Origin of the sequence: Streptomyces sp. AM8-1-1 (genome assembly GCF_032229325.1) — a bacterium.
GTDB classification, from domain to species: Bacteria; Actinomycetota; Actinomycetes; order Streptomycetales; family Streptomycetaceae; genus Streptomyces; species Streptomyces achmelvichensis.
Genome location: NZ_CP135086.1, coordinates 1,043,653 through 1,058,790, shown reverse-complemented (window position 1 = coordinate 1,058,790; position 15,138 = coordinate 1,043,653). Strand labels below are relative to the sequence as shown.

The 15,138-nt window shown below is 72.5% G+C and carries 14 protein-coding genes; 8 read left to right on the top strand and 6 right to left on the bottom strand.

Annotated features, from left to right (window positions below; translation table 11 throughout):
* The first annotated feature begins 8 nt into the window (after positions 1-8).
* The 5 genes from RPQ07_RS04710 to RPQ07_RS04690 all read left to right on the top strand — a co-directional run bounded on the left by RPQ07_RS04710 (position 9) and on the right by RPQ07_RS04690 (position 6,201).
* Positions 9-1,523 carry a beta-N-acetylhexosaminidase gene (locus tag RPQ07_RS04710; protein WP_313942735.1) on the top strand — a complete coding sequence of 505 codons (1,515 nt, stop codon included), beginning with the start codon at positions 9-11 and terminating at the stop codon, positions 1,521-1,523.
* Positions 1,520-2,932: a cellulose binding domain-containing protein gene (locus RPQ07_RS04705; protein ID WP_313942734.1), complete on the top strand. Its 1,413-nt coding sequence runs from the start codon at positions 1,520-1,522 to the stop codon at positions 2,930-2,932. The genes RPQ07_RS04710 and RPQ07_RS04705 overlap by 4 nt, the downstream gene beginning before the upstream one ends.
* Before the next feature lie 184 nt (positions 2,933-3,116).
* Positions 3,117-4,367 carry an extracellular solute-binding protein gene (locus tag RPQ07_RS04700; protein WP_313942733.1) on the top strand — a complete coding sequence of 417 codons (1,251 nt, stop codon included), beginning with the start codon at positions 3,117-3,119 and terminating at the stop codon, positions 4,365-4,367.
* A 134-nt stretch (positions 4,368-4,501) separates the two neighbouring features.
* A complete protein-coding gene (locus tag RPQ07_RS04695) occupies positions 4,502-5,335 on the top strand; it encodes a GNAT family N-acetyltransferase (protein WP_313942732.1) in 834 nt (277 codons plus the stop codon).
* Positions 5,332-6,201, top strand: coding sequence for a lysophospholipid acyltransferase family protein (locus RPQ07_RS04690; RefSeq protein WP_313942731.1), 870 nt, complete (start codon positions 5,332-5,334; stop codon positions 6,199-6,201). Before RPQ07_RS04695 ends, RPQ07_RS04690 begins: the two co-directional genes overlap by 4 nt.
* Here RPQ07_RS04690 and egtD read toward each other — a convergent pair.
* The 4 genes from egtD to egtA are packed head-to-tail and all read right to left on the bottom strand — an operon-like array spanning position 6,096 to position 10,397.
* On the bottom strand, positions 6,096-7,058 hold the full coding sequence (gene egtD, locus RPQ07_RS04685) for an L-histidine N(alpha)-methyltransferase (protein ID WP_313942730.1): 963 nt from the start codon (positions 7,056-7,058) through the stop codon (positions 6,096-6,098). The two genes, RPQ07_RS04690 and egtD, sit on opposite strands and share 106 nt — an antisense overlap.
* On the bottom strand, positions 7,055-7,810 hold the full coding sequence (gene egtC / locus RPQ07_RS04680; RefSeq protein WP_313942728.1) for an ergothioneine biosynthesis protein EgtC: 756 nt from the start codon (positions 7,808-7,810) through the stop codon (positions 7,055-7,057). Before egtC ends, egtD begins: the two co-directional genes overlap by 4 nt.
* Entirely contained in the window at positions 7,810-9,126 is a 1,317-nt protein-coding gene (egtB, locus tag RPQ07_RS04675; RefSeq protein ID WP_313942727.1) for an ergothioneine biosynthesis protein EgtB, read from the bottom strand. The genes egtC and egtB overlap by 1 nt, the downstream gene beginning before the upstream one ends.
* Complete coding sequence (gene egtA, locus RPQ07_RS04670; RefSeq protein ID WP_313942726.1) at positions 9,123-10,397, bottom strand: ergothioneine biosynthesis glutamate--cysteine ligase EgtA; 1,275 nt, start codon at positions 10,395-10,397, stop codon at positions 9,123-9,125. Before egtA ends, egtB begins: the two co-directional genes overlap by 4 nt.
* 135 nt (positions 10,398-10,532) lie before the next feature.
* Here egtA and RPQ07_RS04665 point away from each other — a divergent pair, with 135 nt between their 5' ends.
* A complete protein-coding gene (locus RPQ07_RS04665) occupies positions 10,533-11,366 on the top strand; it encodes a TIGR02452 family protein (protein ID WP_313942725.1) in 834 nt (277 codons plus the stop codon).
* 27 nt (positions 11,367-11,393) lie between these two features.
* Here the strand turns inward: RPQ07_RS04665 and RPQ07_RS04660 are convergent, their stop codons facing one another.
* Positions 11,394-11,861, bottom strand: a complete 468-nt coding sequence (locus RPQ07_RS04660) for a type II toxin-antitoxin system PemK/MazF family toxin (RefSeq protein WP_313942724.1) — start codon at positions 11,859-11,861, stop codon at positions 11,394-11,396.
* A 145-nt stretch (positions 11,862-12,006) separates the two neighbouring features.
* On the bottom strand, positions 12,007-12,705 hold the full coding sequence (locus RPQ07_RS04655; protein WP_313948784.1) for an alpha/beta fold hydrolase: 699 nt from the start codon (positions 12,703-12,705) through the stop codon (positions 12,007-12,009).
* Between the two features lie 953 nt (positions 12,706-13,658).
* Here RPQ07_RS04655 and RPQ07_RS04650 point away from each other — a divergent pair.
* Both RPQ07_RS04650 and RPQ07_RS04645 read left to right on the top strand, forming a co-directional pair.
* On the top strand, positions 13,659-14,681 hold the full coding sequence (locus RPQ07_RS04650) for a LacI family DNA-binding transcriptional regulator (RefSeq protein ID WP_313942723.1): 1,023 nt from the start codon (positions 13,659-13,661) through the stop codon (positions 14,679-14,681).
* Positions 14,682-14,768: 87 nt separating this feature from the next.
* Positions 14,769-15,038 (top strand): hypothetical protein, encoded by a 270-nt coding sequence (locus RPQ07_RS04645; RefSeq protein WP_313942722.1) that lies wholly within the window; start codon positions 14,769-14,771, stop codon positions 15,036-15,038.
* The last annotated feature ends 100 nt before the right edge of the window (positions 15,039-15,138 follow it).

Below are 15,138 nucleotides of genomic sequence, written 5' to 3'. Positions count from 1 at the left end.
AAGCCGTCATGCCGCTGTCCCGCCATCGCATCGACCTGGTGCCCCGGCCGACCCAACTCACCGTCATGAACGGCAGGTTCACCTTCGACGACCGTACGACCGTCCGAGCGGCGCCCGGCGCCGAGCCCGCGGCCGCACTGCTGCGCACCCTGCTCGCCCCCGCCACGGGACTTCCGCTGCCCCTCGCCGCGGACGGCCGCGTCGTCATCGCCCTCGACGCGGACCTCACCGGACTCGGCACGGAGGGATACGGACTCACCGTGGGCGCCGACGCGGTGCTGCTGCGGGCCGCCCGTCCCGAAGGACTGGTCCACGGCGTCCAGACGATCCGTCAACTGCTGCCGCCCGAGGCCCTGTCCGGGAACCCGGTGCGCGGCACCCCGTGGTCCGTGCCCTGTGTGCAGATCACCGACGTCCCCCGGTTCGCCTGGCGCGGAGCCATGCTGGACGTGGCCCGGCACTTCCAGCCCGTGTCCTTCCTGCGGCGCTTCACCGACCTGCTGGCCCTGCACAAGCTGAACGTGCTGCACCTGCATCTCACCGACGACCAGGGCTGGCGTATGCCCGTCGCCGCCCGTCCCAAGCTCACCGAGGTCGGCGGAACCCCGCACGGCGGTGCGTACACCCGGCAGGAACTCGCCGGGCTCATCGATCACGCCGCCGCCCGCGGCATCACCGTCGTGCCGGAGATCGAGATGCCGGGCCATGCGCGCGCGGCGCTCGCCGCCTACCCGCATCTGGGCAACCGCCCCGGGCGGCAGCTGGAGGTCTGGCGCCGATGGGGTGTGTGCGACACGGTCCTCGGTGTCCACGACGAGGTCCTGGACTTCTGCCGCACCGTCCTCGACGAGGTGATGGACACCTTTCCCTCGCCGTACGTCCACCTGGGCGGCGAGGAGTGCCCGACGACGGAATGGCATCAGTCGCCCGCCGCGCTGGCCCGGGTCGCCGAGCAAGGGCTGGAGGGCCCCGGTGCCCTGCACGGCTGGTTCATGGGCCGCATGGGCGAGTTCGTCACGGAGCGCGGCCGCCGTCCGCTCGGCTGGACCGAGACCGGTGTCGATCTGCCGGACACCTTCACCGTGCTGCCGTGGCGGGACCAGCGGCACGGTCTCGCCGCCGCCCGCGGCGGCCGGCAGGTGATCATGGCGCCGTACCGCTCCACGTACCTCGACTACCCCCAGTCCGCACTGCCCGGTGAGCCGCCCGGCCAGCCGGGCCAGGTCGTCGACCTGCGGACCGTCCATGCGACCGAACCGGCGCCCGCCCACTGGGAGCCGGAAGCCGCGGCCCGGGTGCTCGGCACACAGGCCCAGTTGTGGACCGAGTACGTCACCACCCCCGCGCACGCCGAGTACCTCGCCTTCCCCCGGCTGTGCGCGCTCGCCGACACCGCCTGGTCCGGTGGCCACGACTGGCCCGGTTTCCAGGCGCGTATGCACCGCCACAGAGCCCGGCTCGACGCGCTCGGCGTGCCGGACCGGCCCCCCGTGCTCCACCCGTCCCGAGAGGATTCCCCATGAGCCTCAGTCCCCTGCGCCTTCGAGCCGCCGTGGCCGCCGCGGCCGTGGCCGGCCTCGGCTGCGCGACGCTGACCGCGTTGCCGGCGGCCGCCGCCGGCGAGCAGGTCAAGGTCCAGTACCGGCAGAGCGCCACCGGCAGCGACCAGGCCGAGCCCTGGTTCAAGGTGGTCAACACCGGCAGCAGCTCGGTCCCGCTGAGCCAGGTGAAGATCCGCTACTACTTCAAGGCCGACGCGGGAGCCTCGTACCGCTTCGCCTGCTCCTGGGCGGTGAAGGGCTGCGCCAACATCACGGGCACCTTCGGCACCCTGGCCCGGTCCACGGCCGACGCCGACCGCTATCTGGAGATCGGCTTCACGGCCGGGGCCGGATCGCTCGCCGCCGGCGCCGACACCGGTGACATGCAACTGCGGTTCCACCGCAGCGACTGGCAGTCGATCAACCAGCACGACGACTACTCCTTCGCCGCCTCCCGGACGGCGTACGGCGACTGGTCCAAGGTCACCGCGGCCGTCGGTGGCGCGACGGTGTGGGGAACGGCCCCCGCGGGCAACGACCCCGACCCGGATCCGACGGATCCCACCGACCCGCCCGGCGACGGAGCCACGCTGTTCGACGACTTCACCTACACCTCGCACACCGACCCGGCGCTCAGCGCCCACGGCTGGAACGTCCGCTCCAACTCCGGCGGCCCCGGAGTGCCGGGCGCGGCCTGGGCGCCGGAGAACGTCACCTTCGCCAGGGAGGGGACCAACTCGGTCATGAACCTGGAGACCTCCACGGCCGGTACGGCCGCCTCCACCGAGCAGACCGAAATCCTCACCCGGGCCACGAAGTTCAAGAACGGTACCTACGCGGCGCGCGTGAGGTTCTCCGACGCCCCGAGGTCGGGCCCGGACGGCGACCGCCTCGTCCAGACGTTCTTCACCATCAACGACCTCAAGGCCCCGATGGCGGACGACTACGCCGAGTACGACTTCGAGTACCTCCCCAATGGCGGCTGGGGCGAGCCCGCCAACATCCTCTACACGACCTCGTGGGAGACCTACCGGCCCGACCCCTGGGAGGCGGTCAACCAGCACTCGGAGGCCCGCACCAGCTACGCCGGCTGGCACGACCTCGTCGTCACCATCGACAACAGCGCCATCACCTACTACGTCGACGGCACCCTGTTCGGCCGGCACGACGCCCGGTATCTGCCCGAGCGCCCGATGTCCATCAACTTCAACCAGTGGCTCATCGATCTCGCGGGCCAGACCAGCACCACCCCGCGCGCCTACGACCAGAAGGTCGACTACGTGCTGCATGTGAAGGACCAGGTGCTCACTCCCGCCCAAGTCGGCGCCCGTGTGGCCGCCTTCCGTTCCGCCGGGACGGCCTTCCAGGACACGGTCCCCGGCACCGGCTGACCGGCGTCGCGGGGGCGGGCGCCGTCGCGCGCCCGCCCCCGCGCGCGAACCCTCCGGCGGCTGCCGGGGGTTGACCCGGGCATTGGTACATACCAAACTCCACCCACACACCCGTGCGAGCGCGGAGCGCGCTTTCCCCCCATGTCGGGTCCGCTCCCGTGTCCTCTCGCCGAAGGTGACCGCCGTGAAGAACTTCCGTGCCCTGTCCGTCGCGCTCGTCTCCGCGCTCACGCTCACCGGCTGCGGGGTGATCCCCGGCACCGGATCGGATACACGGACCGTGCGGATCTGGCTGATGCAGGACAGCGTCTCCGACGACTTCCTGAAGCGGTTCACGACCGCGTACGAGAAGGACAACCCGTCGGTGGAGCTCGACGTCACCTTCCAGGAGTGGACCGGCATCGGGAAGAAGGTCATGGCCGCGCTGGAGAGCGGCAAGGGGCCCGACATCATCGAGGTCGGCAACACCCAGGTCGCCCAGTACGCGGAGAGCGACGCCCTGCTGGACCTCACGCTGGAGTCCGTACGCGACCTCGGCAACGAGCAGTGGCTGCCGGGACTCGCCGAACCCGGCAGCATCAACGGCTCCCAGTACGGCATCCCCTGGTACGCGGCCAACCGCGTCGTCATCTACAACAAGGACCTCTTTGCGGACGCCGGGATCACCGCGCTTCCCAAGACCCGGGCCCAGTGGCTCGACACCTCGGAGCAGCTCGACGACAACGGCGTCCAGGGCATCTACCTCTCCGGCCAGGACTGGTACACCCTGTCCGGCTTCATCTGGGACGAGGGCGGTGACCTGGCTGTCGAGCGAGGCGGCGACTGGCAGGGCACCCTCGACACCCCGGCGGCGCTGCGCGGCATGGCGTTCTACAAGGAGCTCCAGGCACACGGCGACGGGCCCAAGGCCGCCGACGAGCAGACGCCGCCCCAGGCGGAGGTCTTCGCCCAGGGCGATGTCGCCCAGATCATCGCCGTGCCCGGCGCCGCGACCGTCATCGAAAAGGCCAACCCGGACCTGAAGGGCAAGCTCGGCTACTTCCCCGTGCCCGGCAAGACGGCCCAGAGACCCGGCGCCGTCTTCACCGGCGGCTCCGACCTGATCGTCCCGGAGAAGGCCCGCGAACGGGCGGCGGCCATCGAGGTCGTCAAGGCGCTGGCCGGGACGCGCTGGCAGACCGATCTCGCCCGCACCATGAACTACGTCCCCAACAAGACCACCCTCGCCGGCGTGCTCAAGGGCGAGGAGGGCACGGCCGCGATGGCCGTCGGAGCCGCGCAGGGCCGGGCGACCCCCAACTCTCCGCAGTGGGCCGAGGTCGAGGCCGACAACCCGATCAAGACCTATATGACCGCCGTCCTCCAGGGGAAGAACGCCGCTCGCGCGGCGCGGCAGGCCTCCGAGCGCATCACGGACGTCCTCGCACGCGGGTGACACCCCGGCATTCAGCCGTCGCACATCCACTCTCCGCCGGGCTGTCATGTCGAATCCAGCCGGCCACGGAAGAAGTAAGGAGCCGGCCGCCGCACCGGCGGTCCGTCCCCCTCCGTCCGGCACAGGAGACAGCCATGCCCGCATCGCCAGCCGTCGTCGCCGCGCCCCTCCGACTCCCCGCCCCGGCCCCTACGTCGCTCCCCACCCGGCTCCCCGAGGCCGGCGCGGAGGCCGAGCAGCCCCGGTACATCGTCTCGCTCGCCCGCGACCAGGAGGACGTCAGCGCAGCCCAGCGGCTGCGCCACCAGGTCTTCGCCGGCGAGATGGGCGCACGGCTGGAGGGACCGGAGCCGGGTCTGGACATCGACGCCTTCGACGCGTACTGCGACCACCTGCTGGTGCGCGAGGCGGACACCGGCGAGGTCGTCGGCACCTACCGGCTGCTGCCGCCCGACCGTGCCCGTGCGGCCGGGCGGCTCTACTCCGAGACCGAGTTCGACCTGGCCCGGCTCGACCCCATCCGCGACGACCTGGTCGAGGTCGGCCGCTCCTGCGTCCACCCGCTGCACCGCAACGGGGCCGTCATCGGCCTGATCTGGGCCGGGCTCGCCCGGTACATGACCCGCACCGGACACAACTGGCTGGCCGGCTGCTGCTCGATCCCGCTCGCGGACGGCGGCACCCTCGCCGCGGCCACCTGGTCCACGGTCCGCAGCAAGAACCTGGCCCCCGAGGAGTACTGGGTGACCCCCCACAAGGTCTGGAACGCCGACACCGTCGCCCTTCCCGCCGGCCGCACCGAACTGCCCGCTCTGCTGCGCGGATACCTCCGCCTCGGCGCCTGGGTGTGCGGGGCGCCCGCCCACGACGCCGACTTCGGTGTCGCCGACCTGTACGTACTGCTCTCGCTGCGCCGCACCAACCCGCGCTACCTGAACCACTTCCTCTCGCTCGCCCCCGGACGATGAGCGTCTGGCTCCCCGGCGCGCCCTGCACCCCCGCCGGATGCGCCACCCACCAGGGCCCGGTGGCCGGCACGATCACCGCGGTCGCCCGGCTGACGGCAGGACTGCTGACCGCGCTCGCCGGCATCCTCGTCGGGCCGCTGGTGGCGCTGCTCGCCCTGGTACTGGGCACCCGGTTCCGGCATCTGGCGACCCGCTGCTGGACGCGGGCGGTGCTGCGCGCCTTCGGTGTGCGCCTGCGGATCGTCGGCCGGCCCTACGCCCCGCGGGGCTCCCTCGTCGTCGCCAACCACATCTCCTGGCTGGACATACCGCTGATGGCCACCGCCCTGCCGGGGCGGATGCTGGCCAAGACAGAGGTCAGGCACTGGCCCGTCCTCGGACCGCTCGCGGCCCGCGGCGGCACCTTCTTCCTGGAGCGCGACCGGTTGCGGACACTCCCCGCGGCCGTGGCCGAGATGGCCTCCGCGCTCCGCGGGGGCGCCCGGGTCATCGCGTTCCCCGAAGGGTCCACCTGGTGCGGGCGTGAGCAGGGCCGCTTCCGGCACGCCGTCTTCCAGGCCGCTCTGGACGCCGGCGCGAGCGTGCAGCCCGTCCGCATCACCTATCTGCCCACCGGCGCGGCCGCCTTCGTCGGTGAGGACTCGCTGCCCGCGTCGCTGTGGCGGGTCGTGGCGGCCGGTGAACTCACCGCCGAGATCCGGCTGCTGCCGGCCATCCCCGCGGGGAGTTTCCCCGACCGCCGCTCACTGGCCCGCGCGGCTCAGCAGGCCGTCGCCAGGGACAGCGCGAACCTGCCCTCCCTGTCCGTCCACCAGTTCGTCAACTCCATGCCCGCCGCCGCCAGTTCCGTCCGCACACCCTCCTGACGGAACTTCGCGGAGATCTCGGTGCGCATCTCCTCGCCCTCCTCGAAGGCGACCACGAGATCCAGCTCGGGAATCTTCACGCTCAGGGCGTGACGCGCCCGCAGCCGCATCTCGATCCACTCCTCCTGCGGGTCCCATCGCGCCACATGGTCGAAGTCGGCGGGGTCGACGTCCGCGCCCAGCTCCCGGGCGAGGACGTTCAGGACGTTCTTGTTGAACGCGGCCGTCACCCCGGAGGCGTCGTCGTAGGCGCGTACCAGCACGTCCTCGTCCTTGACGAGGTCCGTGCCCAGCAGCAGCGCGTCCCCGGGGTCGAGCAGCGACCGCACCGAGCTCAGGAACGCCGCCCGCTCGGCCGGCAGCAGATTGCCGATCGTGCCGCCGAGGAACGCGACCAGCCGGGGGCCCGGAGTGCCGGGCAGCGCGAGCCCGCGGGTGAAGTCGGCGATCAGGGCGTGCACATCGAGCCCGGGATGCTCCTCCAGCAGCGCCTCGGCCGCGCCCCGCAGGGCGCTCTCGCTCACGTCGACCGGCACATAACTGTGCAGGTCGTTCAGCTCGTCCAGCAGATGACGGGTCTTCTCCGAGGAGCCCGAGCCCAGCTCCACCAGCGTCCGGGCCTTCGTCGCCGCGGCGATCTCCGCCGAGCGGTCGATCAGGATCTCCCGCTCGGCTCGGGTGGGGTAGTACTCGGGCAGCCGGGTGATCTCCTCGAACAGCTCGCTTCCGCGGGCGTCGTAGAACCACTTCGGCGGCAGCGTCTTGGGGGTGCGGGTGAGCCCGTGCAGGACGTCGCCGCGCAGCGCGGCGTCGGTGGCGTCCTCGGGCAGGGTGCGGGTCAAGAGGAACGGGCTCACGAAGTGGGCTCCTTGAGCGGTGTCAGCAGGACATCGGTTCGGGTTGCGGCGAGCAGTGTCCGGTCGGGCACCTCTCGCCAGTGCGGATCGTCGTCGTACGGCTCCGAGGCCACGACCGTGCGGCGGCCGGGCTCGGCGAGGTACCACAGGGTGTCGCCCCAGGCGCTCGCCGCGATCGTCTCGCCGTCGGTGAGCAGGAAGTTCAGCCGTGAGTCCGGTGCGGCCCCGGCCGCCTCGTAGATCGTCTCGGCGATCGCCTGGCCGGGTTCGTCGCCGTCGCGCAGCCTGCGCAGCACCAGGGCCCACAGCAGCGCCGAGTCGCAGCGCGATTCCAGCGAGAGCAGGTCGGTGGCGGGCAGGGAGAGGGAGAGCGGCGCCATGGAGCGCGGCCAGCCCCTGACGGCCCCGTTGTGACTGAACAGCCAGGGCCCGGAGGCGAACGGAGCCGCGGCGGCCTCGCCGTCCGCACCGGCCTCCGTGGCGTCCCGGACGGCGGCGAGCACCGCCCCGCTGCGGACGACCCGGGCGATGTCGGTGAACGACAGGTCCGCCCAGATGGGTCCGGTGCGCCGGTAGCGTGCGGGCACCGGATCGCCCTCGGCGTACCAGCCGACGCCGAATCCGTCGGCGTTGACCGTCCCGTACCGCTGGCGGCGGGGGGCCCACGACTGCCGCAGCAGTCCGTGCGCCGGTTCGGCCAGCAACTGCCCGAGGGGCAGCGGCGGGCCGAGGTAGGCGATATGACGGCACATCAGGTGACATCCTCGTGGCCGGCGGCGTCCCGTGCGGTGCGGAAGCCGGAGAAGATCTGGCGCCGCACCGGGAGGTCCCAGTTGCGGAAGGTGCCGCGGCAGGCCACCTTGTCGACGGCGAACGAGCCGCCGCGCAGCACCTTGTGGGCGCTGCCGAAGAACACCTCGGAGTACTCGCGGTAGGGGAACGCGGCGAAGCCGGGGTAGGGGAGGAAGTCGCTCGACGTCCACTCCCACACATCGCCGATCAACTGCCGGACGCCGAGCGGGGACTCGCCCTCCGGGTAGCTTCCGGCAGGGGCCGGACGCAGATGGCGCTGTCCCAGGTTGGCCTGCGTGGGCGTCGGGTCCGCGTCGCCCCACGGGAAGCGCCGCGAGCGGTCCGCCTCCTGGTCGTGGCGGGCGGCCTTCTCCCATTCGGCCTCGGTCGGCAGCCGCCGCCCCGCCCAGCGGGCGTAGGCGTCGGCCTCGTACCAGCTCACATGCAGCACCGGCTCGTCCGCGGGCACCGGCTCCGTCACGCCGAAGCGGCGGCGCAGCCACTGCCCGGCCTCCCGGCGCCAGAACAGCGGTGCGCCGATGTCGTGCCGGCGGATCTGGTCCCAGCCCTCGGCGGCCCACCAACGGGGGTCGTCGTAGCCGCCGTCCTCGATGAACGCGATGTAGGCGCCGCAGGTCACCGGCGCGGTGTCGAGATGGAAGGCCGGCACGTCGCGCCGGTGCGCGGGACGCTCGTTGTCCAGCGCCCACGGCTCGGTCGAGGTGCCCATGGTGAAGGGGCCGCCGGGGACCAGGATCTCCTCGGCCAGGCCCTGCATACCGCCCGCCGGGGGCTCGGGCGCGCTGAGCACGGCGGGACCCTTGCGGAGCTGGTGGGTGATGAGCATCGTCTCGTCGTGCTGCTGCTCGTGCTGGGCGATCATGCCGAAGGCGAAGCCCGAGTCGGTCAGCCGGTCGGTGCCCTCCAGCGGGGTGCGCTCGAGGATGTCGAGGACCCGGCCGCGTACGTCGGAGGCGTAGGTGCGGGCCTCGGACGGGGCGAGCAGGGGGAGGGTCGGGCGCAGGGCGCGCGGGTGCTCGAAGGCGTCGTAGACGGAGTCGATCTCGGGCCGCAGGGCCTCACGGCCTCCGACGGTCCGCAGCAGCCACTGTTCTTCCTGGTTGCCGATGTGCGCGAGGTCCCAGACCAGCGGCGACATCAACGGGGAATGCTGGGCGATCAGTTCGTTCTCGTCCACGCAGGTGGTGAGACCGGCGGTGCGGTCCCGGGCGGTGATCAGCGCGTCGAGAGCGCGTCGCCTGAGGTCGTCGGTCATGAGCTCGGTTCCTTCCCGAGTGACGGGATGCGCAGATCGTCGGCGGGACATCGGCCCCGCAGGACATGGCGCTCGTTGAAGGCGGCGACCGCCTCCTGTACCGCGGTGGAAGCGCCGATGCGGGGGAGCGCCTCCAGGGCTACGCCGAAGCAGATGACGGCCGCCGCGTGCAGTTCGGGGTCGGTCAGTCCGTTCCGGGCCGCGCTCATCCACAGCGGATTGCACGGGGCGGGCAGCGGACCGGCGTACTCCGCCAGCGGTTTGACGGCGCGGTAGACGGTCTCGGCCGCCTCGGCGTCGTCGAACAGGGCCGTGGTGACGGCCAGCGGCACCCTCCAGCCGTCCTCGCCCGGCTGAGCGTCGATCATGCGCAGTTCGAGATGGCCACGCGGCCGCACGGGCGGGAACAGCGTGGTCAGGTGGTAGTCGAGATCCTCGCGGGTCGGCGGGCGCGGACCGCCGGAGCGCAGCCACTGACGGAAGGTGAGCCCCTCCGGCCGAGCCCAGGGCCCTTCGGGCGCCCGTACACACATCACGGGTGCGTCCAGCGCGTGCGCCGTCCAGGCCGCCCGCGGCTCCCGGTCCAGGGGCGGTGACAGCGGTCGTACGGCGTCCAGTTCGGCCCACACGGCCTGACGCGTGGAGCGCCAGCCGGTGTAGTGGCCCTCCCGCGCGGGGGAGTTGGCGAACGCGGCGGTCAGCACCGCGCCGAGCAGATGCGCGAGCTGCCAGCGTCTGCCGTGGCCGAGCGGTCCCGGCTCCTCGTTGCCCGCGTCCAGACACACCTGGACGGAGGCGGAGGTGCACATCATGGCGCGGCCGGCGGGGCCGGTGCGGTCGAGGAAGGCCTCCATGGCCTCGTACCGGGGTTCGTGGAGGAGCCGGCGCGGCGTCTGCCACGGGTCCAGTCCGTACCCGGCGAGGGTGAGTCCGGCCGGCCGGAGCACCGCGCGTACGGCGTCCAGATCGGCGGCGACGGAGTCGATGCACTCCGTCAGGGAGGCGGCGGGGAGCGAGCTGAGCTCCAGCTGGCCGCCCGGTTCGAAGGTCAGGAGCGAGTCGAGGTGCAGAGAGCGCACCCGGTCGTATGCCGCTATGAGGCGGTCGGCCGGGACGGGCTCATGGGGTCTGTCCTGGTCGTGTACGAGCCATTCCAGTTCCACACCCACCGTTCTGGGCGGGCCGTTCTTGAAGCAGATACATCGAAGGAGATCTTCTGCTTCTCCCTCGTCCATCGGCCGGCCGTAGTCGCCGGGATCAGGTGGGTGCATGATCCGCTCCTCCTTCGAAGGCACTCTGCCAACCTAAGGCCAGCGCCGCAGGTTCGCACAAGAGTGCCCTTGGGGCCCGTGTGGCGCACATAAACCGATTGCCCCAGCTGTCGCCGCTCACCCACGATGTGGCGCATGAGTGCACGACTGCGGGGGATCGCCAAGCACACCCAGGAGATCGTTGAAATCGGCCACTACTTCGCGTCCGACGGACGCCGTGTGGTGATCGCTCCGGACCTGGCCGCCGCCCTGGAAGGGACCCGGATGTACGGGCCCGAGAGCGTGCCCGTCACCCCGGACAGCGACCGTACGACGGTCTTCGACGTCACCGGCGAGAGCAGCACCCAGGCCGCCCAGCGCCTCACCGCGGCGGACGCCGCACCGGTCGCCGTGCTGAACTTCGCCTCGGCACGCAACCCCGGCGGCGGCTATCTGAACGGCGCCCAGGCCCAGGAGGAGGCGCTGTGCCGGGCCTCCGCCCTCTACAGCACGCTGCTGCGCGCCCCCGAGTACTACGCCCACCACCGTGCGGACCGCGATCCGTTCTACTCCGACCGGGTCATTCATTCCCCTGGCGTCCCGGTCTTCCGCGACGACCGCGGACAGCTGCTCGACGCGCCGTACACCGCCGGTTTCCTCACCTCGCCCGCACCGAACGCCGGGGTCATCACCCGTCGCACACCCGAGCAGGCCCACCGCATCCCGGCAGCCCTCGCGGCCCGCGCCGAACGGGTCCTGGAGACGGCCGTCGCGACCGGTTACCGCAGGCTCGTGCTGGGCGCCTGGGGCTGCGGAGTGTTCCGCAACGACCCGGGCGCGGTGGCGGGCGCGTTCCACGCGCTGCTCACCGCGGACGGCCGTTTCGCGGGTCACTTCGAGCACGTCGTCTTCGCGGTCCTCGACCGTACGCCGGAGGGGTCGACCCTGGAGGCCTTCCGCCGGGCCTTCGCCGGTCAGCTCCGGCCGTAGCGCCGGGCCCCTGCCGGTAGCTCCAGGTCAGCTCCAGCCGTAGCGCTCCCGCAGCCGCGCGACGACCGCATCGAACCGCGGCCGCGGCAGCGCGCAGGCCTCACGGCGCATACCGCTCTCGTGGACGCGCAGCACACGGTCGAGGTCGACCCACGACTCCCGGCCCGCGCTGTCCCACGGGCCGACGCCGATCGGCACCCACTCGCGGTCGTGGTCGTGCCGCCTGCTGGAGAGCTGCACGGCGAGCAGTGTGCCGGCGGGCTCCCGGGCCACGACGAGCACCGGGCGGTCCTTGCCGCGACCGTCGTTCTCCTCGAACGGCACCCAGGTCCACACGATCTCGCCGGGGTCCGGGTCACCGTCGCGGTCCGGCGCGTACGACGTGCGGACCGGACCCACCTCTGCGGGGTCGGCCTCGGTCGTCGCGCCCGGACCGCTGCGGCCGGGCCGGGCGAGGTCGTCGGAGGAGTCGGAGGAACGGCGGAAGATCGTCACGCGCCCACGGTAGAGCCTCGCCGGTCCGGGGGTCCCTGGTGGGTGCGGGCAGCTGCGCGAGCGCGCGACGAAGGCGCGTCGCCCGGAGCCGCGAGGACCTGCTGCCCGTGCCCGGCGCGCCGCAGGTGCCCACGTCCGTCGCGCGTCAGACCCAGCCGTCCAGCGCGGCCATGAAGCCGTCGAAGTCGTCGCGGTGGATGGTGTGCCCGGCCCCGGGGACCGTCCGCACCTCGAAGCCGCGCGCGGTGAGCAGCTCCGCCCGCTCGGCGGGTACGAGGAAGCTCGGGTCCGCGAGCATGACGAGCGACGGTACGACGGGCTCGGCCGGCAGCAGATCCGTGCCGGCGAGGCCGGCCAGACCGTAGGCCGTCCCCTCCTCCCAGACCCGCAGGGTCTCCAGCTCGATGCCGACGTCCACCTCGTCCCAGCGGGGACCGGCGGCCCGGATCTGCTCCCGTGTCAGCGTCTTGGCCTGTGCGAAGAGGTCGGGACGGTACCCGTCGTCGCCGTCCGGCAGATGCCAGGCGGGATCCGCGTACACGGCTCGTTCCGGTGCCAGCTGCCGTACCGCCCTCGACAGGGCCAGACCGCCGAGCGAGTGACCCATGGCCACCTCCGCGCCGGTGGGCAGCGTCTCCACGAGGTCGTCCGCGTGGTCCTGGAGCGTGTAGCGCTCCGCTCGGCCGCTGGCACCGTGACCGCGCAGATCGACGGCGAGCACGCGGTAGCCGCGCGCGGCGAGTGCGGGGCCGACCCGCCGCCAGGTGCGGTGGTCGGCCATGATGCCGTGGACGAGCAGCGCGAGACGGTCGCCCGTCCCCCAGGTCGTGGTGTGGAGCTGCACAGTGATGCCTTTCCGGTGCGGGGCGGTGGGCAGTCGAAGGGGGTGCATGCGTCGAACTGGTGCAACGGATCGGGTGGTTCATGCCGGGGCGGAGCGCTGTGGTCGAGAACAGCCCGGCGGTACGGCGGCTTCCCGATCCGGGGCCGGGCATGGATCGGGCTCCGGCCGCCGAGGACGGACCGAGCCGATGCGGCGGCCGCGGGGCCGGTTCCCCGCCACCCGCGTCCGACGCCGGCCTCGAACCTGTGCGGCGGCTGCCGCCGAGCCGACCCGAGCCGACGCGGACCCGCGGCGATTCGCGACCGCGGGACCGGTCCCGCGGAGACGGACCGACGACCGCGAGCTGCCCGACCGCGTCGCTCCGGCACCCGACGCCGAGCCGATCCGCGGTCGCAGGCCGGCCCCGTGCCGCCCCGGCACTCGGCGCCGGACCCGAGCCGATCCGCGTCCGACGCCGGACCGCACCGATCCGCGACCGCAGGGCCGCACCGATCCGCGACCGCAGGGCCGGTCGCGTGTCGGCCCGGCACGCGACGCCGGACGCGCGAACCGGCCGTCAGGACACGGGAGTTCGGGCCGAAGATCAGACCGAACTCGGCCACGTTCCGGGGCGGATGGATCTCCTCTGCGGGCAGGCCGTGGCGGACCGCCGGGAAGCCGCCCGAGAGCGCTTACATCGCGGCGCTCATCGCGACCCGCCGCGATCAAGGGCTTCCGGCGGATTTCCGCGGTCCGGTTTCGAGGGGTTTGCGGAGCCGCCCGGCCGATGCCGGCCGCAGAGCCGGCGGAGCCGGGAGTCCGTGCGGCCACACTGCCCTCCGGACGAGGTGACGAAGCGGGGGTGCCGACCGAGGATGGCGCGTGTCACTGACGCGTGTAAACCCTTTCTGGCGCTCGTTTCCGGCCATCCACCGGACGGCGTTCGGTGCCGTTCTGGAAGGATGCCGAGGGCGATGAGCCAGACACCCAAGCAGTCCGCAGAACGCCCCGTTCCCACCAGCGCCGATGTCGCCCGGCTGGCCGGAGTTTCCCGGGCCACCGTCTCGTACGTGCTCAACAACACCTCGGCCGTGCGCATCAGTGAGCCCACCCGCCGACGTGTCCGTGAGGCCGCCGAAGAACTCGGATACGTCCCCCACGCCGCCGCCCGCAGCTTGCGCGCCGGGCACACCCGCATGGTGCTGCTGCCGACCGCTCACGTCCCCGTCGGGCCCCTCTATAGCCAGTTCTTCAACGAACTCCAGTGGGCACTGCGCCGACTCGACTACACGGTCGTTCAGTACGGCAGCCTCGGACTCGAGGGCGACGAGGCGGCCAGGGCCTGGGCGGAGCTGCGGCCGGTCGCCGTCGTATCCTTCGGAGAGGTGGCCCTCACCCGCCACAGCGTCGACGTACTCAAACGCTCCGGCGCCAAGGCCGTCATAACCCTCGGCCCGCGACGGGTCGAGGGCGCGCACTCGCTCGTCATGGACCAGAGCGAGATCGGAAGCTGCGCGGTGTCGCACCTGGTCGCACGCGGCCGACGGGCCATCGGGGTCGTGATGCCCGAGGAGCCGGGTCTGGAGCTCTTCTCCGAACCGCGGCTCGAAGGCGCCCGCAGGGCGGCCGCCGTCACCGGCGCCCGCATCGAGCCGCTGCCCCTGTCGTACGACGAGGTGTCGGCCGCCGCCCTCGCCGCCCGCTGGCGGGAGCTGGAACTGGACGCGGTGTACGCGTACAACGACGAGCACGCCCAGCTCCTGATGCGCGCCCTCCAGGACGAAGACATCGATGTCCCGGGCGCTACCGCCGTCATCGGCGCGGACGATCTGCTGCTGGGCAGGCTCCTGCGCCCGCGACTGAGCACGGTGCACATCGACATGGTGACCGGCCGCCGGCTGGCCGAACTGGTCGACGGCATGGTCCGTGAGCCGGGTGAGGAGCCGGAGATCCACGACCTGATGGGCGCGAGAGCCGTGCACCGCGAATCCAGCTGACCCGGTCCGTCCTTCCGGCGTACCCGGCACACCGGCGGACCGGCGGACGACGTGCGCCCGGGGCGGCGGGTGGCTAGCGTCACGTGCATGACCAGCGATCCGCAGCGCTTCGAAATCCTGGTGGTGCCCGAGCACATCGAGGGCGACGATCATGCCTCCCTGGCCGGGGCCGCCATCCGGTCGGCCATCGTCGCGGCGACGGGCGACCGCGGTGAGTCGGGCTATCCGCGGTACGTGGGCCAGGGGGTCGAGGCCGACATCGACCCCGCCACGCGGACCGTCGAGGCCCTGCTGGTCGACGGCGCGGAGCTGGACTACGGCCTCTCGGCGCGCGTCGTCGAGCCGAAGAGCCTCTGACGGCACGACCGCGGACGACGCCGCCCGAAACGTGGCCCGCGCTGCGGGCAGCCCGCCGCCCGCGGTGATGTCGCGCAGCCGGCAGGACGACCCGGCCGCG

Excerpts from the sequence above, each read along its gene's own strand:
- RPQ07_RS04710 (WP_313942735.1), top strand. The coding sequence starts at position 9 with ATGCCGCTGTCCCGCCATCGCATCGACCTGGTGCCCCGGCCGACCCAA.
- RPQ07_RS04705 (WP_313942734.1), top strand. The coding sequence starts at position 1,520 with ATGAGCCTCAGTCCCCTGCGCCTTCGAGCCGCCGTGGCCGCCGCGGCC.
- RPQ07_RS04695 (WP_313942732.1), top strand. The coding sequence starts at position 4,502 with ATGCCCGCATCGCCAGCCGTCGTCGCCGCGCCCCTCCGACTCCCCGCC.
- RPQ07_RS04690 (WP_313942731.1), top strand. The coding sequence starts at position 5,332 with ATGAGCGTCTGGCTCCCCGGCGCGCCCTGCACCCCCGCCGGATGCGCC.
- egtC (WP_313942728.1), bottom strand. The coding sequence starts at position 7,810 with ATGTGCCGTCATATCGCCTACCTCGGCCCGCCGCTGCCCCTCGGGCAG.
- egtB (WP_313942727.1), bottom strand. The coding sequence starts at position 9,126 with ATGACCGACGACCTCAGGCGACGCGCTCTCGACGCGCTGATCACCGCC.
- egtA (WP_313942726.1), bottom strand. The coding sequence starts at position 10,397 with ATGCACCCACCTGATCCCGGCGACTACGGCCGGCCGATGGACGAGGGA.
- RPQ07_RS04665 (WP_313942725.1), top strand. The coding sequence starts at position 10,533 with ATGAGTGCACGACTGCGGGGGATCGCCAAGCACACCCAGGAGATCGTT.
- RPQ07_RS04650 (WP_313942723.1), top strand. The coding sequence starts at position 13,659 with ATGAGCCAGACACCCAAGCAGTCCGCAGAACGCCCCGTTCCCACCAGC.
- RPQ07_RS04645 (WP_313942722.1), top strand. The coding sequence starts at position 14,769 with ATGACCAGCGATCCGCAGCGCTTCGAAATCCTGGTGGTGCCCGAGCAC.